The sequence below is a fragment of the Gemmatimonadota bacterium genome (assembly GCA_009692115.1).
GTDB lineage: Bacteria > Gemmatimonadota > Gemmatimonadetes > Gemmatimonadales > GWC2-71-9 > SHZU01.
In genome coordinates, this window is sequence record SHZU01000001.1 from 240,490 (window position 1) to 259,357 (window position 18,868).

The 18,868-nt window shown below is 65.7% G+C and carries 18 protein-coding genes; 16 read left to right on the top strand and 2 right to left on the bottom strand.

The genetic code is table 11. The annotated features are described in order from the left end of the window. Positions 1 to 756 precede the first annotated feature (756 nt). The 11 genes from EXR94_01155 to hpaH all read left to right on the top strand — a co-directional run bounded on the left by EXR94_01155 (position 757) and on the right by hpaH (position 11,434). Positions 757 to 3,402: a hypothetical protein gene (locus EXR94_01155; protein ID MSR01335.1), complete on the top strand. Its 2,646-nt coding sequence runs from the start codon at positions 757 to 759 to the stop codon at positions 3,400 to 3,402. A gap of 62 nt (positions 3,403 to 3,464) precedes the next feature. Further along, positions 3,465 to 4,013 carry a polyketide cyclase gene (locus EXR94_01160; protein ID MSR01336.1) on the top strand — a complete coding sequence of 183 codons (549 nt, stop codon included), beginning with the start codon at positions 3,465 to 3,467 and terminating at the stop codon, positions 4,011 to 4,013. Next, positions 4,013 to 5,140: an aminotransferase gene (locus EXR94_01165; GenBank protein ID MSR01337.1), complete on the top strand. Its 1,128-nt coding sequence runs from the start codon at positions 4,013 to 4,015 to the stop codon at positions 5,138 to 5,140. The genes EXR94_01160 and EXR94_01165 overlap by 1 nt, the downstream gene beginning before the upstream one ends. A 42-nt stretch (positions 5,141 to 5,182) precedes the next feature. Further along, entirely contained in the window at positions 5,183 to 6,004 is an 822-nt protein-coding gene (locus EXR94_01170; GenBank protein ID MSR01338.1) for a tetratricopeptide repeat protein, read from the top strand. Continuing rightward, positions 6,001 to 6,354, top strand: coding sequence for a hypothetical protein (locus tag EXR94_01175; protein MSR01339.1), 354 nt, complete (start codon positions 6,001 to 6,003; stop codon positions 6,352 to 6,354). Before EXR94_01170 ends, EXR94_01175 begins: the two co-directional genes overlap by 4 nt. A 1-nt stretch (position 6,355) precedes the next feature. Next, complete coding sequence (gene hpaE / locus EXR94_01180; GenBank protein MSR01340.1) at positions 6,356 to 7,882, top strand: 5-carboxymethyl-2-hydroxymuconate semialdehyde dehydrogenase; 1,527 nt, start codon at positions 6,356 to 6,358, stop codon at positions 7,880 to 7,882. A 9-nt stretch (positions 7,883 to 7,891) separates the two neighbouring features. Then, a complete protein-coding gene (hpaD, locus tag EXR94_01185; protein ID MSR01341.1) occupies positions 7,892 to 8,860 on the top strand; it encodes a 3,4-dihydroxyphenylacetate 2,3-dioxygenase in 969 nt (322 codons plus the stop codon). Continuing rightward, complete coding sequence (locus EXR94_01190; protein ID MSR01342.1) at positions 8,857 to 9,489, top strand: hypothetical protein; 633 nt, start codon at positions 8,857 to 8,859, stop codon at positions 9,487 to 9,489. Before hpaD ends, EXR94_01190 begins: the two co-directional genes overlap by 4 nt. Continuing rightward, positions 9,486 to 10,226 carry a 2-hydroxyhepta-2,4-diene-1,7-dioate isomerase gene (locus EXR94_01195; GenBank protein MSR01343.1) on the top strand — a complete coding sequence of 247 codons (741 nt, stop codon included), beginning with the start codon at positions 9,486 to 9,488 and terminating at the stop codon, positions 10,224 to 10,226. Before EXR94_01190 ends, EXR94_01195 begins: the two co-directional genes overlap by 4 nt. Positions 10,227 to 10,232: 6 nt before the next feature. Next, complete coding sequence (locus tag EXR94_01200) at positions 10,233 to 10,622, top strand: 5-carboxymethyl-2-hydroxymuconate Delta-isomerase (GenBank protein MSR01344.1); 390 nt, start codon at positions 10,233 to 10,235, stop codon at positions 10,620 to 10,622. 14 nt (positions 10,623 to 10,636) lie between these two features. Continuing rightward, positions 10,637 to 11,434 carry a 2-oxo-hepta-3-ene-1,7-dioic acid hydratase gene (hpaH, locus tag EXR94_01205; protein ID MSR01345.1) on the top strand — a complete coding sequence of 266 codons (798 nt, stop codon included), beginning with the start codon at positions 10,637 to 10,639 and terminating at the stop codon, positions 11,432 to 11,434. Here the strand turns inward: hpaH and EXR94_01210 are convergent. Beyond that, positions 11,431 to 12,798 (bottom strand): pyridoxal-phosphate dependent enzyme, encoded by a 1,368-nt coding sequence (locus tag EXR94_01210; protein ID MSR01346.1) that lies wholly within the window; start codon positions 12,796 to 12,798, stop codon positions 11,431 to 11,433. The genes hpaH and EXR94_01210 overlap by 4 nt on opposite strands. Positions 12,799 to 13,227: 429 nt before the next feature. On the opposite strand from EXR94_01210, the gene EXR94_01215 reads away from it, so the two are divergent. Beyond that, positions 13,228 to 14,235, top strand: coding sequence for a methyltransferase domain-containing protein (locus EXR94_01215; protein ID MSR01347.1), 1,008 nt, complete (start codon positions 13,228 to 13,230; stop codon positions 14,233 to 14,235). A gap of 161 nt (positions 14,236 to 14,396) precedes the next feature. Here the strand turns inward: EXR94_01215 and EXR94_01220 are convergent, their stop codons facing one another. Continuing rightward, entirely contained in the window at positions 14,397 to 14,909 is a 513-nt protein-coding gene (locus tag EXR94_01220; GenBank protein ID MSR01348.1) for a M28 family peptidase, read from the bottom strand. Between the two features lie 50 nt (positions 14,910 to 14,959). Between EXR94_01220 and EXR94_01225 the strand changes: the two genes are divergently transcribed. From EXR94_01225 to EXR94_01240, 4 genes are read left to right on the top strand one after another with little or no spacing between them, the layout of a single operon-like run. Beyond that, complete coding sequence (locus EXR94_01225) at positions 14,960 to 15,454, top strand: nuclear transport factor 2 family protein (protein ID MSR01349.1); 495 nt, start codon at positions 14,960 to 14,962, stop codon at positions 15,452 to 15,454. Between the two features lie 39 nt (positions 15,455 to 15,493). Further along, entirely contained in the window at positions 15,494 to 17,407 is a 1,914-nt protein-coding gene (locus tag EXR94_01230) for a CocE/NonD family hydrolase (GenBank protein ID MSR01350.1), read from the top strand. Continuing rightward, entirely contained in the window at positions 17,404 to 18,252 is an 849-nt protein-coding gene (locus tag EXR94_01235) for a branched-chain amino acid aminotransferase (protein ID MSR01351.1), read from the top strand. Before EXR94_01230 ends, EXR94_01235 begins: the two co-directional genes overlap by 4 nt. A gap of 44 nt (positions 18,253 to 18,296) precedes the next feature. After that, on the top strand, positions 18,297 to 18,848 hold the full coding sequence (locus EXR94_01240; protein MSR01352.1) for a hypothetical protein: 552 nt from the start codon (positions 18,297 to 18,299) through the stop codon (positions 18,846 to 18,848). Positions 18,849 to 18,868 lie beyond the last annotated feature (20 nt).

Genomic DNA, 18,868 nt, shown 5'->3' on the forward strand with positions numbered 1-18,868 from the left:
CGAGGGCGAGCACCCGGACCGGCCGGGGAATGACCCAGTCGGCCCGGACCAGCCCCGTGAGCGGAGCCCCGCCCGGACTGATCGCCACCGGCGCCGAGAGGCCAAGCCGATCGGGATCGGCCTCCGGCACGTCGAACTGCCAGCCGACCCACACCAAGGTGAGACCGAGTCGGAGCAAGAGGCCATCACCGAGATCCTCGAGGGTCTCCGGATGGGCGGTCATGGTACCGAAATCGAGGAGATTCGCGAGGTACTTGAGCCCCCGATTCGACACTTCAAACAGTGCGGTGCCGTCCCCCCGGCCGTTCTTGGGACGGAGCGCGGCAAAATCCGCCCATGCCTCCACCCGGCCGGCTCCATTGCGGGGCGCCAGACCAAGGTCGACAATCCGCTCGTTGTAGCGGTTGGCTGGGTCGACCGCGAACAGGATCCGCCCTTCGATCAACTCATACGGGCCGGCCGCACCGAACGAGCGGCCACCGGCAATATCCCGCCGATGAGTGATCTCATAGCGGACCACCTCGGCGTGGGCCAACTGAACGGTGGCCGCTCGGGCGGCCGTGACGACGAGGGTAGCGAGCGCGAAACGCATGGCGGCTCCGGCAACAGGATGACTTTCGGGTTACCCAAAGGTTGGCCTCGCCGGCCAACCCGATCAAGGCCCTGGGGGAGTTAGGTTTGTTCCGGATCTGGCCCAGCGCCGAAACCCAGACCGCGGTTCCGCCGTCTGAACTACCAAAACCAAGGACATCGCAGGTGATCGTTCGAATTCCAAGAGCCACGATCCTGTTGTTCGGATTGTCGACGTTGCTCGTGGCAGAGTCCGCCCACAGCCAGCCCGCACAGAAGACGGCCCGGGCGGTCCGGATCGCCGGCCCGGTTCCTCGCATTGATGGATTGATGGATGACGCCGGCTGGACGGCGGCGGTCCCGATTGCAGACTTCGTGGAGAAGTTGCCGGTCGAAGGTGCCGACCCGAGCTTCAAGACCGAGGTCCGGATTCTCTACGACCACGACGCGGTGTACGTCGGCGCCCGGCTCCACCGGCCCGACCCTCTGAACATCCCGACCGCAGTGACCCGGCGCGACGGCACCAGCAACGCCGAGTTACTGGTGGTGTCCTTTGATACGTATCACGACCGGCGGACCGCCTACAGCTTCGGGATTTCCTCCGGAGGAGTCCGCAGCGACTACTATCACGGACAGGACTCCCAAACGGATCGCCAGTACGAATACGAGCCGATCTGGACCGCGGCGGTCCGGGTCGACAGCGCCGGCTGGACCGCCGAGATGCGGATTCCGTTTTCGCAGCTCCGGTTCGGGGCCCGCGACCAGGCCTGGGGCCTCAACATTCAGCGCGCCATTCCCGACCGGAATGCCGATCACTATTGGGTCATGATTCCCCGGGCTAGCGATCAGTCCGGCTGGTCGTCGTTCTTCGGCACACTCGAGGGCATCGCCAACATCAGCTCCGCACGGGGCATCGAATTGGTCCCCTACGTCGCCGCCGACCTGACGATCCGCGGGAACCAGAATCCGAAGAATCCCTTCGATCAGAAATTCGTCGGCCGGGCGGGGGCGGATCTCAAGGCCGGGCTCGGGACATACCTGACGCTCGATGCCACGGTCAACCCGGACTTCGGCCAAGTCGAGGCCGACCCGGCCGAGGTCAATCTCACCGCCTTTGAGACCGTCTTCGACGAGCGGCGTCCGTTCTTCGTCGAGGGCAACGAAATCCTGACGGGGCGGGCCCAGAGTTTTCTCGGGCGGCCCACCTATTTCTATACCCGCCGGATCGGGGCGAGCCCCCGAGGCGGCGCCTCGGGTGACTTCGTCAATGAACCCCGCAACACCACCATCCTGGGCGCGGCCAAGGTCACGGGCCGGCTCCCGTCCCGGCTCTCGGTCGGGCTGCTCGCCTCGGTCACGGGCCGGGAATTCGGCGAGGGGTACGACTCGACCACCGGACTTATCACCCGTTCCGCGGTCGAGGCACCGGCCGGATTCGGGGTGCTCCGGCTCCAGCAGGAGGTGGGCCGGGACCAATCGACGTTAGGCATGGTCCTGACCGGGGTGCGCCGGGGGGTGAGTAACGCCGGCGGCCTCGACGCCCTGTTGGCTCGGGATGCCGTCACCGGCGGCGTCGATTGGCGGCTCCGCTTCCAGGAGGGCAAATACGAACTGACCGGCTGGGCCGGGTTCAGCCGGGTGGCCGGTGAAGGCGCGGCCATCGACCGGGTCCAACGGTCGAGCGCCCGGTACTTCCAGCGCCCCGACGCGGACTATCTCACCTATGACGCGCTCCGGACCTCCTTGTCCGGCTACACCGCCTCAGTCCGGGCCGACAAGAACGCCGGCCGCCTGACGCTTTGGGGTATCCAGGTCGGGGTCGAGTCTCCCGGGTTCGAGATCAACGACATCGGCCAGATGGCGCGGGCCGACGCCATCGACTTCAACGCCGACCTGCAACTCCAGGACACCAAGCCAAACCGCGTGTTTCGGTATCTCCGAGTGGGCCACTCGGTCGTCGGGCAGTGGGATTTCGGGCTCGACCGGCAATTCCTTCGTTTGAACCAGAGTTCGACTTTCGTGTTCCGGAACTTTTGGAACCTCGGGCTGGGCGTCGGCTATGCCCCCCGTGCCATGAGCAATACCCTGACCCGGGGCGGACCCTACATGCAGACCCCGGATGGCTGGAACGTGCAGGCCAGACTGTCGGGCAATCAGCAGTCCCGCACCACGTGGAACTTGGGCGCCAGTTATCGCCGCGATGAGTTGGACGGATCGGCGACGAGCCTGAGCGCCGGGATCACCACCCGGCCCGGCCCGCAGTGGGAGGCATCGGTCACGCCGCGCTACACCCGCTCGGTCAACGCCCAACAGTATGTCGCCACGTTAGGCGGCGGTTCAGCGGCTACGTTCGGGCGGCGCTACGTCTTCGGGTTCGTCCAACAAAGCACGATTGCGACCCAATTCCGCCTCAACTACGCCTTTTCGCCGAACCTGACCGTGCAAGGCTATGCCGAACCCTTCGCGGCGAGCGGCCGGTTCTACGACTTCGGCGAGTTGGCCCGGGCGCGGAGCTTCGCGCTTCGAACTTACGGCGTGACCGGCGGAACCACGATCGCCCGGCAGCCCGGCGGCCGATTTGCCGTGACCGACGGACCGGCGAGTTTCGGGTTTGCAAACCCGGATTTCAACCTCCTGTCGTTTCGCTCCAACTTGGTGGTCCGGTGGGAGTGGTCCGCTGGGAGCACCCTGTTCCTGATTTGGCAGCAGAACCGAAGCGACCTGCTCCCAACCGGCACTCTCGTAAGTACGGGCTCGCTCTGGGATGCCACCTCGGCCCCGGGCGACAACTTCTTTGCCCTGAAGCTGAGCTACTGGCTCAAGGCCAAGTAGTGGCTTGCCAGCGGGGGCTTTGATCGGCAACTTGGGACCGGACCCCACCCTGAGGCGACCCGATGACCGCCAACATTGTCATTACCGTACTGATCCTGGCGCTGGTGGTCTTCGCGGCCACGCGCCCGGGCGCCTACCGGGTCGAGCGCTCGGCCACTATCCCGGCGCCCGCCGGCCTGGTCTTCCCTCTGCTCAACGATTTTCACCGATGGGCCGCTTGGTCGCCGTGGGAGGGCCTCGACCCCGCCATGAAACGGACCCACAGCGGCGCGGCGAGCGGGGTCGGCGCGGTGTATGCGTGGGACGGCAGCAAGAAGGCCGGCATGGGGCGGATGGAGATCACTGAATCGGTGCCCCCTGCAACGATCACGATCCAACTCGATTTCCTGAGGCCGTTCGAGTCTCACAACACCACGAGGTTTCATTTGGCCGCCGAAAGACACGCCACCCGCCTGACCTGGACCATGGAGGGCCCGAGCAGTTTCATGACCAAGCCGATGGGCATCTTCGTTAGCATGGACACGATGATCGGGAAGGACTTCGAGACGGGGTTGGCGAAACTCCAGCGCGTCGGGGAGCAACCAGGGGCCGCCGGCCTGGAGAGAACCTGATGCAGATCGAAGAATTCGCGATCGAACGATGGATGGACCGCTATGAAAATCACTGTCGCTACAACTTGGCCGAAAGCTGTGTCGAGTCCCTGACGGTGCAGGAATTGCTCGCCCTGGCCGGCAAACAGAGCACGATCCTCGACGAACTCCTGCCCCTCAAACTGACCTACGGCGCCATTGAGGGGTCCGCCCGGCTGCGCGGCCTGGTGGCGTCGCTCTATGCCTCCCAGCAGGTGGCCAACGTCGTGATCACCCATGGGGCGATCGGGGGGAACGCGCTCGTTTACCAGACCCTGGTCGAACCGGGCGACGAGGTGGTGACCCTGGTGCCGATCTACCAGCAGCACTACTCGATTCCCGAAAGCCTGGGCGCCACGGTCAAGCGCCTCCGGCTCACGGAGTCGAACCGCTTCCTGCCCGATCTCGATGAACTCGCCGGGCTCGTCACCCCTCGCACCAAAATCATCGCGCTCAGTAACCCAAACAACCCGACGGGGTCGCTGATGGACCGCACGACGCTCGAGGCGATCGTTCGAATCGCCGGGGCGTCCGGTGCCTACGTGCTGTCCGACGAGGTCTATCGCGGCATCGATCAGGAGGGCAGCGGCACCACCGACTCGGTGGCTGATCTGTACGAGCGGGGCATCAGCACCGGCAGCATGTCGAAGGCGTTTTCCCTGGCGGGCTTGCGGCTGGGCTGGATTACCGGGCCACACCCGGTGATCCGCGCCGTGGCACGGCACCGCGACTACAACACGATCAGCGTCGGCATGCTCGATGAGCATTTCGCGGCGATTGCTCTCGAACACCGGACCAAGATTCTGGCCCGGAGCCGCAACATCGTCCGCACCAACTTGGCCGTGCTCGATCAGTGGATCGGCGCCGAACCTTCGATATCGTACATCAAACCCCGATCCGGCACGACGGCGCTGCTCAAGTACTCCGAACCCGAGTCGTCCGAGAGCTTCTGCGTCCGGCTGGTCGAAACCCGGGGTGTGATGTTTACCCCGGGCAGCGCCCTCGACATGGAGGGCTACGTCCGAATCGGGTACGCTAACAACCGAACCGTCTTGGAGCAGGGCCTGGCGGAGGTCTCGGCGTTCCTGGGTGCTGGCGCCTTGGTATAGCACCAACAGATTCCCCACTTCCAATTCCAACCCCGAGGCCCAATGCGCGCTCGATGGATCTTCGCCCCCCTTCTGGCGGTCCCCTGGGCACTCGCTCAGAGCCAGTCCGTTCAGTACCGCTCCCCCGCCGGTGTCGAGTACCGGTCGCAACCCGACACCGGCGCGGTAGCCCGAGCGGAGCTGGCCCTCAAGGCCGATCCCAAGAACGTCACCAAGATCATCGCCCTCGGCGTGGCCCAATCGGGAGTGCGCCAGTTTCGGGAAGCGATCACCACGTTCACCAGGGGATTGGCCATCGAGCCCACCAACGCCCTGCTCCTCCGGTGGCGGGGTCACCGGTATCTGTCGATCCGGGAATTCGACAAGGCCCGGGCCGATCTCGAGGCCGGCACCAAACTCGACCCCTCGATCTACGGACTCTGGTATCACCTGGGCGTGGTTCGCTTCGCCAAGGCGGACTTTCCCGGGGCAGCCGCCGCGTTCGCCAAAGCCCAGCCGATCGCGCCGGACCCCGGCGAACTGGCCGGGTCCACCGACTGGCTTTGGATGTCGCTCGCCCGAGCAGGCCGGGCCGCTGAGGCCAAGGCGATGCTCGACCGGCGGCCCGATTCCCTCCCGACGACGGTCTGGTACGCCCGGCGGCTCAAGCTCTACCGCGGCTTGATCGGGCCCGACCAAGTGGTGACCCCGGCCGACACCGGCGACGTTACCCTCGCCACGTTGAGCTACGGCCTTGGCAACTGGTATCTGGTCCGGGGCGACACGGCCAAGGCCCGGCAGTGGTTCCGTCGGGTGATCGATTCAAGGGGCTGGCCGGGCTTCGGGTTCATCGTGGCGGAGGCGGAGCTTCGCCAGCTCAAGTGAGTTATCGACTTGCGATTGTCCTGCTCCTGGCTGCGATGAGCATTCCCGCCGGCGCCCAAAACCGGACCCCGCCCCCGCCGAACGTGCTGCGGGCGCTTTGGGACGAGGTCTATCGGGAGGCCACCGGCGGCGGCCCGGCTCCCTATGACCCCGAGATCTACACGGCGGTGTTCCGCCGGTGGCTTTGGGCCAGACATGTCGAAGTGATTCCGATCGGCCAGGCGCTCGACGGCTCGACGTCGGCGTACGCGTTCGGAATCCCGACGAAGGAACTGATCGCCACGCCGACGGAAGTGGCGGCCACCATGACGACGATCGACCGACTGTTCAGCACCACCGAGGAGAGTTGAGATGGCTTTGGGCCAGAGCGGGACGGCCATTGCGCCGGAGTTCATCACGAAAGTCCGCGAGAAGCTCGGCGGGTCCGTCATTCCCCATTTCATCGGCGGCGAGTTCGTGCCGGGGCATCGGGGCGAAACGTTCGAGACCCTCGATCCCTCCACGAACCAGTTGCTGGCCCGGGTGGCGCGGGGGCACGCCGAAGACATCGACCGGGCGGCCGACGCGGCCCATCAAGCCTTCCAGTCGTGGCGAAAGCTCGCGCCCAAGGCCCGCCGGACGCACCTGATCCGGATCGCCGCGGTCCTCGACAAACACGGCGACGAACTCGCCACCATCGAGTGCCTCGACGCGGGCCAAGTGATCAAGGTGGTCCGGGCCCAGATTGCCCGGGCGGCCGAGAATTTCAGCTTTTACGCCGAGTATGCCGACAAGGCGATGGACGGGCGGACTTACCCGGTGGGCCATGAGTGGCTCAACTACACGCTCCGGGTGCCGGTCGGGGCCTGCGGGATCATCACCCCGTGGAATTCGCCCCTGATGCTGGCCACGTGGCGGATCGCCCCGGCGCTCGCCACCGGCAACACCGTCATCCTGAAACCGGCCGAGTGGTCGCCGCTGACGGCCTGGAAGCTCGCCCGGATCATCCAGGAAGCCGACTTGCCGCCGGGGGTCTTCAATGTGGTGCAGGGGTTCGGCGAAGAGGCCGGGGCCCCGTTGGTGGCGCACCCCAAGGTGCCGCTGATCACCTTCACCGGCGAAACCACCACCGGCACCATCGTTACCAAGAACGCCGCCGATCAGCTCAAGCGGGTCTCGCTCGAACTCGGCGGCAAATCGCCGTCGGTCGTCTTTGCCGACGCCGACCTCGACCGCGCGCTCGACGGCACCGTGTTCCAGATCTTCAGCCTCAACGGGGAACGCTGCACCGCCAACTCCCGGGTCCTGATCCAGGCCTCGATCTTCGATGACTTCGTGGCGCAGCTCGAAGCCCGGACCAAAGCGGTCACGGTGGGCCATCCGCTCGACCCCAATACCGAAGTGGGCCCCCTGATCCACCCCGAACATTGCGACCGGGTGCTTGGCTATCTCGACATCGGGAAGCGTGAAGGCGCCCGGCTCGTGGCCGGCGGACACCGGGTCGGCACCGAGGGCAACTATGTCGCCCCGACCCTGTTCACCGGCGACAACCGGATGCGGATTGCCCAAGAAGAGATCTTCGGCCCGGTCTTAGTCGCGATCCCCTTCACGGACGAGGCCGATGCCTTAGCCAAGGCCAACGACGTGAAGTACGGCCTCGCGGCGTATATCTGGACCTCCGATGTGGCCCGGGCCCACCGAATGGCGCTCGGCATCGAGGCCGGGATGACCTGGATCAACAGCCACAACGTCCGCCACCTGCCGACGCCGTTCGGCGGGGTCAAGTTCAGCGGCACCCACCGCGAAGGGGGCGAGCATGCCTTCGAGTTCTACACCGAGATCAAGAACGTGGCCGTGCCGCTCGGCACCCACCCGATCCCGCAGTTCGGCAAGCGTTAGGCGCGTCACATGACGACCCCAGAGATCATCCGGATCGGCCACGTGGTCCTATCGGTGGCCGATCTCGCCGCTTCGAAACGGTTCTACGTCGATCTCCTGGGATTGAACCTGCTCCACGAAACGCCGGGCGCCCTCTACCTCCGCGGGGTCGAGGATCGCGAGTGGAGCCTCAAGCTCGAGACCGGCCCCGCCCCGCGGGTCCGGCAGTTTGGCTTCAAGGTCGGGTCCGAGGCCGCTCTCGACCAATTGGAGGCGCTAGCCCGTGCCGAAGGTCTGGCCACTCGGCGAGAGTCCGAACTCGACCGGCCCTCGTTGCTTCGGATCCAGGACCCGTTCGGCTTCCCGATGACCTATTACTACCAATCGGTTCGCCATCCGTGGCTGCTCCAGCGCTACGACCTGCACCGAGGCCCCGGGATTACTCGGATCGACCATGTGAACGTCTTCTCCCCGACGGTGGGCGACATGGCGGCATGGTACCAGCGGACCCAGGGATTCCGGCTGAGCGAGTACACCGAGGACCAAGACGGGGTGACCTGGGCCGCGTGGATGCACCGGAAGGGCAACGTCCACGATCTCGCCATCACTAACGGCGCCGGCCCCCGGATGCACCACTTTGCGTACTACCTCCCCGACGGGAGCCGGGTCACCCAGCTCTGCGATATCCTGGCCGGCGCGCGGATGGAGGCCCACATCGAACGCGGTCCCGGGCGCCATGGGATCTCGAACGCCTTCTACCTCTACCTTCGCGACCCCGACGGCCACCGGATCGAGTTGTACAGCTCGGACTATCTCACCGTGGATCCCGACTTCGAGCCGATCCGGTGGGACCGGGACGACATCCGGCGCCAGCAACTGTGGGGCGGCCCCGCACCGAAGCGGTGGTTTACCGAGGGATCAGTGGTCGAGTCATTCGACGGGGCCGGGTCGCCGGTCCGGGAATCGGCGTTGTCGGGCATCCCGACCTACATCTCATGAGCCGGACGGTCTATGCGGCGGCGCTCAACCGGCTGGAGACGTGGCGGGCGTTGGGCGATGCGCTCAACCGGGACCCCTATAAGGCCCCGCCCAAGGCCCCGGTGTTGCACTTGAAGCCGGCCAACACCTGGATCGGCCCCGGCGATCCGATCCCCTGCCCGGCCGGGGTGCCCGCCCTCCGGATGGGAGGCACCGTGGGCCTGGTCATCGGGCGCACCATGTCCGGCGTCGGGCCGGACGAGGCCCTGGCCCACTTGGCCGGCTTGGTGGTGGCCAACGACGTGAGCATCCCTTACCAGTCGCACTACCGGCCTGCCATCAAAGAGCGCTGCCCCGATGGCTTCTGTCCCATCGGGCCGGTGGTGGCCCCCGGCGGCGCGCTCGACCCAGACGGTCTCGAGGTGGTCATTGAAGTGAACGGCCGAATCGTGCGCCGAGCGGATGGCCGGGGATTGGTGCGCGGCGCCGCCCACCTGTTGGCGGACGTCTCCCAATTCATCACCTTCGAACCCGGCGATATCCTGCTCCTCGGAGAGCCCCACGAACCGCCACTCGCCACCCCCGGTGACCGGGTCCGGCTTGTGATCGCGGGGGTCGGGGTTCTCGAGAATCCGGTGGAGCGGGAATGAAGCGGGCCCGGGTGATGTTCCAGGGAACCGAATGGGCGGCCACCGAGTCCGATGGGATGGTCCGCCTTTCCGACGGCCGGATGCTGGCCGAAGCGGACGTGGGGTGGCTCCCGCCGGTGGTGCCGCGAACCATCTTTGCCGTTGGCCTCAACTACGCCGACCACGCCAAGGAACTCGCCTTTACGCCACCGACCGTGCCGTTGGTCTTCCTCAAAGGCGCGAATACGATCTGTGGGCACTTCTCCCGGGTCAGCCGCCCGGCCGACGTGACCTTCATGCACTACGAGTGTGAATTGGCCGTGATCATCGGCCGAACCGCCCGCCGGGTCCGCCAGGCCGACGCGCTCGACTATGTGGCCGGCTACACGGTGGCGAACGACTACGCGTTCCGCGACTACCTCGAGAATTACTACCGGCCGAATCTTCGGGTCAAAAGTCGTGACCATGCCACCCCGCTTGGCCCGTGGCTGGTTGACCAAGCCGACGTGCCCGACCCCGCCAACCTCCGGCTTCGCACCACCGTCAACGGCAGCGAGACCCTGGCCGGCTCGACCAGCGCCATGATTTTCTCGGTGGCGTGGCTGATCGAGTATCTGAGCGGCTTCCTGACTCTCTCGCCGGGCGATCTCATCCTGACCGGCACGCCCGACGGACTGGCCAACGTCCAGGCCGGCGATATCGTGACCACCGAAGTCGAAGGGGTGGGCCGGTTGACCAGCACCATCGTGGGAGACTAAGCACTGATGCCCCATCTCATCGTCGAGTACACCGACAATCTGGGCGACGGGGCCCGGATCCCCGAGTTGCTCGCGAAGGCCAACCGAATCCTGATGGATCAGGGCGGCGTTTTTCCAACCGGCGGGATCCGGTCCCGGGCCCACCGGCTGACCGAATACGCCGTGGCCGACCAGGCCGCCGACTACGGATTCGTCCACGCCCGGCTCACGATCGGCGCCGGCCGCCCCGAGGCCGTCACACGCGCCACCGGCGACCAACTCTTCGCGATGTTCAAGGAACACTTTGCCGAGCTGTTTCAGGCCCGGCCCCTGGCGATCTCGTTCGAGCTCTACGAAACCAGCGAGGCCTGGAGCTGGAAACACAACAACCTGCACGCGCGCTTCAAGCAACCCTAACGCCGGAGACCCCCGTGGACCCCGCACTCTTTGCCGAGTTGGCGCGACGGCTCGATGAATCGGAACGGAGCCGGAAGCAGATCCGGCAGTTTTCCCTCGAGTTTCCGGACCTGACCATCGCCGACGGCTATGCGATTCAGGGCCACTGGGTCGCGATGAAGCTGGCGCGGGGCCGGAACGTGAGGGGTCACAAGATCGGCCTCACCTCCAAGGCCATGCAGTATGCCTCGAACATTTCGGAGCCGGACTACGGCGTGCTCCTCGACGACATGTTCTTCGAGAACGGGGCCACGATTCCGCCCGATCGCTTCATCGTGCCCCGGGTCGAGGTGGAGCTGGCCTTCGTGCTCGGCCGCCGGCTCGCGGGTCCTGACTGCACCCTGGCGGACGTGCTCGCGGCCGCCGATTCGGTGGTCCCGGCGGTCGAAATCATCGACGCAAGGATTCAGCAGATCGACCCGGAGACCAAGGTGACGCGGAAGGTGACCGATACGATTTCCGATAACGCCGCCAATGCCGGCATCCTGCTCGGCGGTCGCCCCTTCAAGCCCACCGAGGGCGACATGCGTTGGGTTTCGGCGCTCTGCTACCGGAACGGGGAGATTGAGGTCTCGGGGGTGGCGGCGGCGGTGCTCAACCATCCGGCCAACGGGGTGGCCTGGCTGGCCAACAAGTTGGCGCCCTACGGCGTGGCGCTCGAACCCGGCGAAGTGGTGTTAGGCGGTTCGTTCGTGAGCCCGGTCGCGGCGCGCCCTGGTGATGAATTCCACATCGACTTCGGAGCCTACGGGACGATCGACTGCCGGTTTTAGATTACCTGGAGGACGTCGTATCCCGTCAGCACGTAGGTCTTGGCCGCCGGAAAATCACGGACCAACACCGCCGGGCTCTCCGGCGTGATCATCGGCGCCAACAGCTCCACCGGTGTTTCGATATCGACGAACGGAAATGCGGGCTGCATGATCGACCGGACCAGCGCGTGCCGGACCGCATGATCTTTGACGATGCAGGCATAGGCGTGCGCCTCCCGTAACGAGCCGACCACCCGCTCCTCTTTGGTAACCGGGATCTGCGAAAAATCATTGGCCACCATGCGGGCCAGCGCCTGCTCTACCGTGGCCGTCTCCTCGACACCCACGAGGTCCGCACCGGTCTTGGTCTTGACCAGGCTTCGGGCGGTCGGCCCTTCGAGATTCTCATAGCCCATCCGCCGCATCCAGTCCGGATTGAACATTTTGCCGATGTACCGGGTGCCATGGTCGTGGAAGATCACCACCACGATCTCACCCGCCTTGAACCGGTCTTTGAGCTGCAACAGCCCCGCCAGCGCCGAACCGGCCGAGTTTCCGACCCAGATCCCTTCGCTCCGGACCAGCTCGCGAGTGTAGATCGCGGCATCCCGGTCCGTCACCTTCTCGAAGTGATCGACAATGCTGAAATCGACGTTGGCGGGGAGGAAATCCTCGCCGATTCCTTCGGTGACGTAGGGGTAGATCTCGTGCTTGTCGAAAATCCCAGTCTCCTTGTACTTCTTGAAGACCGACCCATAGGTATCGATGCCCCAAACTTTGATCGCCGGATTTTTTTCCTTCAAGTACCGGCCGGTGCCGCAAATCGTCCCGCCGGTCCCGACCCCCACCACCAAGTGGGCCACCCGGCCCTCGGTCTGCTCCCAGATTTCCGGCCCGGTCGATTCGTAGTGGGCCGCCGAGTTGCTGAGATTGTCGTACTGGTTGGGTTTCCAACTGTTGGGCGTTTCGGCCACCAGCCGGGACGACACCGAGTAATAGGAACGCGGGTCCTCGGGATCGACGTCCGTCGGGCAGACCACCACCTCGGCCCCGAACGCCCGGAGCGCGTCGACCTTCTCGCGCGACTGTTTATCGGTGGTGGTGAAGATGCAGCGATAGCCCTTGACGATCGCCGCGAGTGCGAGGCCCATGCCGGTGTTGCCGCTGGTACCTTCGATGATCGTGCCGCCCGGTTTGAGCAGGCCGCTCCGCTCGGCGTCCTCGACCATCCGGAGCGCCATCCGGTCCTTGATGCTGTGGCCGGGATTGAAGGTCTCGACTTTGGCGTAGACGGTGGCCGAGACCTCGCGGACGATGGCGTTGAGACGGATCAGCGGGGTGTGGCCGATCGCGCCGAGGATGTTGTCATGGACGTTGAGTGGCATGAGTGAATTATAGTTTACCCATGACAAGATCAGCCATGCTCGCCCTCGCCATCCTCTCGTCGGCCGGATCCGTCTCGGCCCAGACGCCGACCCCGGAGCAAGCCACCGCCCGCGCCATCTTCAAACAGCCGGTCGAGATCAATACCACCCACTCGACCGGCAGCACCACTGTAGCCGCGGAAGCCCTCCGCCAGCGATTCCTGGCCGCCGGCTTCCCCCCCCCCCGCCGACGCCGAGGTGGTCGGACCGGCCGACTCGAAGAACCACAACCTGATCGTCCGGCTCCGCGGCACCGGGGCCCGGAAGCCGGTGATCCTCCTGGCCCATCTCGACGTAGTCGAAGCCCGACGGGAAGACTGGACCTACGACCCCCAGGCCTTCACCGAGAAGGACGGTTGATTCGGGCCATTAGCTGGGGAACCCCCTGACATGGAACTGCTCAAGGATGTTCGAGATGTGTCTCAGATCGGCTACGGATTCATGGCCTCCAAGGCCCTGTTTGCCGCCCTCGATCTCGATCTGTTTTCCGTCTTGGCGCGGGGGCCCGCGACGCCCGACGAGCTGGCCGTGACCGCCGGCATCCCGGCCAAGCGGCTCCAGACGCTGCTCACCGCCCTCCGGGCCCTCGGCCTCGTCGGGACCGATCCCGACGGCCGCTTCATCAATTCGCCGGCGGCGGCGAACTTCCTCGCGAAGTCGTCTCCCAATTACTACGGGGACTACTTCCGTTTTCAAATCGACCGGCAGGTCTATCCGCATATGAACGACCTGCTGCCGGCCATCCACGGCCGGGCCGCTCGTCCTTTCTACGAACTCACCGTCGATCCCGATGAAGCCCGGCACTTCAGCGTCGCCCAGCATGTCGGCTCGCTCGGGCCGGCCCACCTGCTGTCCCGCCGGCTCGGAGCGGTCACGTGGCGGCGGTTGCTCGACGTGGCGGGCGGCACCGGGGCGTTCTCGATCACGCTCTGTCATCGGAACCCTGCGTTGTCCGCCACCATCCTCGACTTCCCAAAGATCTGTGACGTCGCGGCGAGTTACGTGGCCGAGGCGGGTCTTACGGATCGGATTGCGCTCCTCCGCGGTGATGCGCGAACCACCGATTGGCCGGGCAATCAGGGCGCGGTGATCATGTCGTATCTCTTGAGTGCCGTGGCGGCCACCGACCTCGCGCCGCTCCTGAGCCGGGCCTATGCCTCGCTGGCGCCGGGCGGGACACTGATCCTCCACGACTTCATGGTGACCGACGACCTGGCCGGACCGGCGTCGGCCGCCCTCTGGTTGCTGTTCAATGTCGTGTCGGACCCGGACGCACCCCAACTCACGCCAGGAATGCTGATTGGGGCCGCACGGGCCGCGGGTTTCGTCGACGCGGAGGAGTTCGAGTTGCTGCCGGGAATCACCCGAGCGGTCGTTGCCCGCCGAGCGCCCGCTTGAACGACGATCGTGTCACGACTCTCTGGATCGTGACACAATCGATTGTAGTCGAATAACTGAGACGCCCTATGAGTTGGTCGGCGCCACTGACTCCGCGGGGGGGGCTGGCTGGTAGGATTCAGCGACGTACTTCTTCTTGCAGCCGGTGACAGCCGCTGCGATCAACCCAGCGAACAAAAGCGACAACATGCTGCGGGTGCGGAGATTCCAGCGCATGAGCCGTCCTTGGGTACGGGTTGGGAAGAACCGGCATCAAGAAGATGCGACGGAACGATCACCCCCGTCAGGTACATCCACCGTGCCATCCGGGTGAGCTTGGCGTAGTCGATCCGCTCGGGGATATCGCCCGCGGTGTGGTAATCCTCGTGCAGGTTGGTGGAGTACATCAGCCCCGGAACCCCGAGCCGCGCGTACGGCAGGTGGTCGCTCCGGAAATACCAGTCCTCGAAGTGGGTCGGCCGGTCCCACAGGGTATCGATCACGAACCGCCCCGTCCGTTCGTTGGCCCGAAGCGCCGTCCAGGTGTCGGTCGTTGCCGCGGGCCCCGGAGGCGGGGCCTTGTCGGTGCAGGCCGCGAGGGCGACGATTAGCAGCACCGTGAACGGACACATGGGAACTCCGATATTCGGGGGAAGCCGCAGGCTAGTATAGCGCCGGGAAAATGTCTTTGCCATGATCGATACCTGCCGCACTGTTCGAACCCACCTCTACCAGGAGCCCTGACATGTTCACCCGACCCGGACTCGCCCTCGCGGCCGCCGTCACCTTGAGCGGCACCTGGCTCGTCACGCCGAAGGGTCCCGCCCTCTCGGCCCCAGACCTGCTTGAGATCCAGTCGCTCTACACCCAGTACAACTGGTCGCTCGACACCGGCGATGCCGAAGCCTGGGCCGCCACCTTTACGCCAGAGGGCGTGTTCACCATCGTAGACCAGGGCGCGGCCGGGATCAACGCCGGTCACGAGGCACTCCGCAAGTTCGCGACCGGATTCCACGCCACTCTCGGCGCCCACGTCAAGCACTGGAACACCAACTTGATGATCACCCCGTCGGCCACCGGCGCCACCGGCCGGGTATACCTGGTGCTGGTCGACTTCGCCACCAGGCCGGCCTCGCTCTTGGCGTCGTCGACCTACTCGGATGAGCTCGTCAAAACCAAGGTGGGCTGGCGGTTCACCAATCGCACTGTCAAGGGCGACGTCGCGCCCACCAAGCCCTGATCTCTTGCGGCGACGGGGACCGAGAGTCACCTTTGGCCGATGCGAAACCATCAGAGCCTCTCCCTCGCCCTCCTGCTCGCCACCACGTCGGCGTGCGGGCCCCGACCCGACGCGGCCCCGGCGGCCGCGGCAACCCGGGTCTCCACCTTCGGTGAATACCGCGGATACTCGGACTCGCTCTACTCGGAGTGGGTCCGCGAGTCCCATTACGTGACGATGCGAGACGGCGTCAAACTCGCGGTCGATATCATCCGGCCGGCGGTGAACGGCGTGGCCGTTGCCCAGAAGATGCCGGTGGTCTGGACCCACTCCCGCTACCACCGCGGGGCAGCGCCGGCGGGGGCATTCCAAGCGAGCCTCGACCCGACAGCCAAACCGGTTCCCGCTTGGCGGACCGACTCGATCCCTCCCAAAGTCAATTCACAGGTGGACGGGAACTCCGGGCTCCAGCGCCTCGTCAAGTACGGCTACGTGGTGGTCTCGGCCCAGGTCCGCGGCGGTGGAGCGTCCTACGGCCGCTACCAGGGTCTGTTCTCCCCCGCCGAAACCCAAGACGCCTTCGACCTGATGGACTGGATGGTCAAGCAGGCCTGGTGCGACGGAAATCTCGGCATGTTCGGTGGTTCCTATCTCGGTATCACCCAGTACATGGCGGCGAGCACCAAGCACCCGGCCCTCAAGGCGATCTTCCCGAACGTCGCCGCGTTCGACATGTATGATGTGCTCTACGACGGCGGGATCTACCGCCAGAACATGATCGAGCACTGGGGCCGGCTGACCCACGCCCTCGACGTCGGGTTCCCCGAGCCCCCCGTGGACGAGGATTCGACCGGCGCCATGTGGCGCGAGGCACTCGGCCAGCACGCCAAGAACTGGAACGTGATCACCGAGTGGCGCGGGGCCAAATTCCGGGATCACAAGACGGCCAACTTCGACTTGATGCAGTTTCAGCCGTCCACTTTCCTGATGGCCATGAACCAGTCCGGTGTGGCCGCCTATCACTGGGGCGGCTGGTTCGACATCTTCGCCCGCGACGAAATGCTCTGGTTCCGGAATTGGAGCGGCATCGACCGGGTCACTATGGGGCCGTGGTCCCACGCCCGGCCGGACAGCGCCATGGGCGTCGAGCAGGGCCGGATCATGGCAGCCGAACAGCACCGGTGGTTCGACCGCTGGCTCAAGGGCATCCCGAACGGGATCGACAAGGATGCGCCGGTCAACTACGCGCTGATGGTCGATCCCGGCAGGTGGACCTGGGAGCACGCCGACGCCTGGCCGCTGCCGGCGGTCCGGAACGTCGACTACTTCTTCGGGGCCGGGCCCTCAGGCAACGTCAAGTCGCCTAACGACGGTCTGTTGGCGGCGGGCACCGCCGGCGCCGCGGGCCAAGACCTCTGGAAGGTCGATCTCACCACCACGACCGGCACCGCCTCGCGGTGGGATAACGCCGTCGGCCAGGGCGCGATGAAGTACCCCGACATGACGCCGAACGACGCCAAGGCGCTCACCTATACCACCGCCCCCCTCGCGGCCGACGTCACGGTGATCGGCCATCCGGTGGTCACCCTGTACGTCTCCTCCGATCAAACCGACGGCGATTTCTACGCGTACCTCGAAGAGGTCGACTCGACCGGGTTCTCACGCTACGTGAGCGAGGGAATGCTCCGGGCCTCGCACCGGACCCCGGCCAAACCCCCGTGGGACAACCTCGACCTGCCGTGGAATATGAATCAGAAGGGCGACGTCACCCCGCTCGTACCTGGGACGATGGTGGAGTTGAAGTTCGACCTCCAACCGACCGCCACGGTGTTCAATGCCGGCCACCGGATTCGGGTGACGATCGCGGGCGCCGATGTCGACAACACCGAAAAGCCCCCGGTCCGGGGGCGCCCTACCGTGACTCTCCATCGCGGCGGGGAGATGGCCTCGCGGATTGCGCTCCCGATCCGATGACCCCGGCCTCGATTTGCTACTACAACGGCGCCTGGCACGAAGGACCGACTCCACTCATGGATTCGGATTCCAACGCCGGCTGGATGGCCAACACGGTTTTCGACGGCGCTCGAGCGTTCGGGGGTTTCGCGCCCGACCTCGACCTGCACTGCGAGCGCATCATCCGGTCGGCCCGGACGCTCGAAATGCGGCCCCCGGTCACCGCCCCTCAAATCGAAGCCCTGGCGCGTGAGGGCATCAAACGGTTTCCGGTCGGGGCTGAACTCTATGTCCGGCCCATGATGTGGATTCAGGAAGGGACCACGATCATCAATCCGGATTCCACCCGATTCGCCTTGGTCATCACGCCGGCTCCCCTGCCCCCGCCCACCGGTTTCTCGGCCACCCTGGTGCCGTTCCGGCGGGCGGCGCCGGACCAAGCGCCCACGGAGGCCAAAGCCAGTTGCCTCTATCCGATGTCGATCCTGGCCATGAGCTATGCCCGGGCCCGCGGTTTCGACGCCGCGGTGATCCGCTCGCCCGACGGAACGGTGGCCGAGTTTGCGGCGCAGAATCTCTGGCTGGTGAAGGATGGCGTTTATGCCACGCCGGTGCCGAACCGGTGTTTCCTCGCCGGGATCACCCGAGCCCGGGTCATGAAGCTCCTCAAGGAGGCGGGACATCGAGTAGAAGAGCGGGTCGTCACAGTGGAAGACCTGGCGGAAGCGGACGAGATCTTCTCAACCGGCAATCAAGGCAAAGTGCTGCCGGCCACCCGATATGAAGATCGAACGTTGACCGACCATGAGGGCGCCATGGCGGCGCGGTTGTTGTACTTTGAGTTCGCCAAGTCTGAGCCCATATAGTCCACTGGATCGATCCCTCCGTCGTTGGTCGACAGTTGGGTCTCATGCGTTCAAATCCTGGGTTCGTGTTGATCGCCGCCTTCGCGGGCGGCATCAGCGCATGTGGCGGTGGCACGGACCCCGGTCCTAGACCGGTCCCCACCTGCACGCTCGGCGGCACGGTGGCCGGCCTGGCCGGAGGAGGAATGGTCCTCCAGAACAATGCCGGCAATGACCTCTCGGTTGGCGCCGGGGCCAGCAGCTTCACCTTTTCCGGCGCGGTGGGCCAAGGGGCCGCCTCCAGCGTCTCGGTCAAGATCCAGCCGAGTAATCCGGCGCAAACCTGTACGGTGACGGGCGGCACCGGCACGATCGGCGCGGCCAATGTCACCAGCGTGGCCGTGGCCTGTACCACCGCGACGTCCGCCATCACCCTCGGCGGCACGATCACCGGGTTGTCCGGCTCGGGACTGGTCCTCAAGAACAACGGCACCGCCGACCTGACCATCGCTACGGGAGCCGTTTCGTTCACCTTCCCGGGCGAACTCGCCCCGGGTACCGCCTACAACGTGACGGCGAGCGCCCAGCCCTACGGGCCGGAACACCTGCTACCCTAGGCCAGGACCGCCCCGCCGGG

Coding starts and splice junctions, on each gene's coding strand:
- EXR94_01200 (MSR01344.1), top strand. CDS start 10,233: ATGCCCCATCTCATCGTCGAGTACACCGACAATCTGGGCGACGGGGCC.
- EXR94_01235 (MSR01351.1), top strand. CDS start 17,404: ATGACCCCGGCCTCGATTTGCTACTACAACGGCGCCTGGCACGAAGGA.
- EXR94_01215 (MSR01347.1), top strand. CDS start 13,228: ATGGAACTGCTCAAGGATGTTCGAGATGTGTCTCAGATCGGCTACGGA.
- EXR94_01195 (MSR01343.1), top strand. CDS start 9,486: ATGAAGCGGGCCCGGGTGATGTTCCAGGGAACCGAATGGGCGGCCACC.
- EXR94_01230 (MSR01350.1), top strand. CDS start 15,494: ATGCGAAACCATCAGAGCCTCTCCCTCGCCCTCCTGCTCGCCACCACG.
- EXR94_01210 (MSR01346.1), bottom strand. CDS start 12,798: ATGCCACTCAACGTCCATGACAACATCCTCGGCGCGATCGGCCACACC.
- hpaD (MSR01341.1), top strand. CDS start 7,892: ATGACGACCCCAGAGATCATCCGGATCGGCCACGTGGTCCTATCGGTG.
- EXR94_01190 (MSR01342.1), top strand. CDS start 8,857: ATGAGCCGGACGGTCTATGCGGCGGCGCTCAACCGGCTGGAGACGTGG.
- EXR94_01220 (MSR01348.1), bottom strand. CDS start 14,909: ATGGCAAAGACATTTTCCCGGCGCTATACTAGCCTGCGGCTTCCCCCG.
- hpaE (MSR01340.1), top strand. CDS start 6,356: ATGGCTTTGGGCCAGAGCGGGACGGCCATTGCGCCGGAGTTCATCACG.
- EXR94_01160 (MSR01336.1), top strand. CDS start 3,465: ATGACCGCCAACATTGTCATTACCGTACTGATCCTGGCGCTGGTGGTC.
- EXR94_01225 (MSR01349.1), top strand. CDS start 14,960: ATGTTCACCCGACCCGGACTCGCCCTCGCGGCCGCCGTCACCTTGAGC.
- EXR94_01240 (MSR01352.1), top strand. CDS start 18,297: ATGCGTTCAAATCCTGGGTTCGTGTTGATCGCCGCCTTCGCGGGCGGC.
- EXR94_01165 (MSR01337.1), top strand. CDS start 4,013: ATGCAGATCGAAGAATTCGCGATCGAACGATGGATGGACCGCTATGAA.
- EXR94_01170 (MSR01338.1), top strand. CDS start 5,183: ATGCGCGCTCGATGGATCTTCGCCCCCCTTCTGGCGGTCCCCTGGGCA.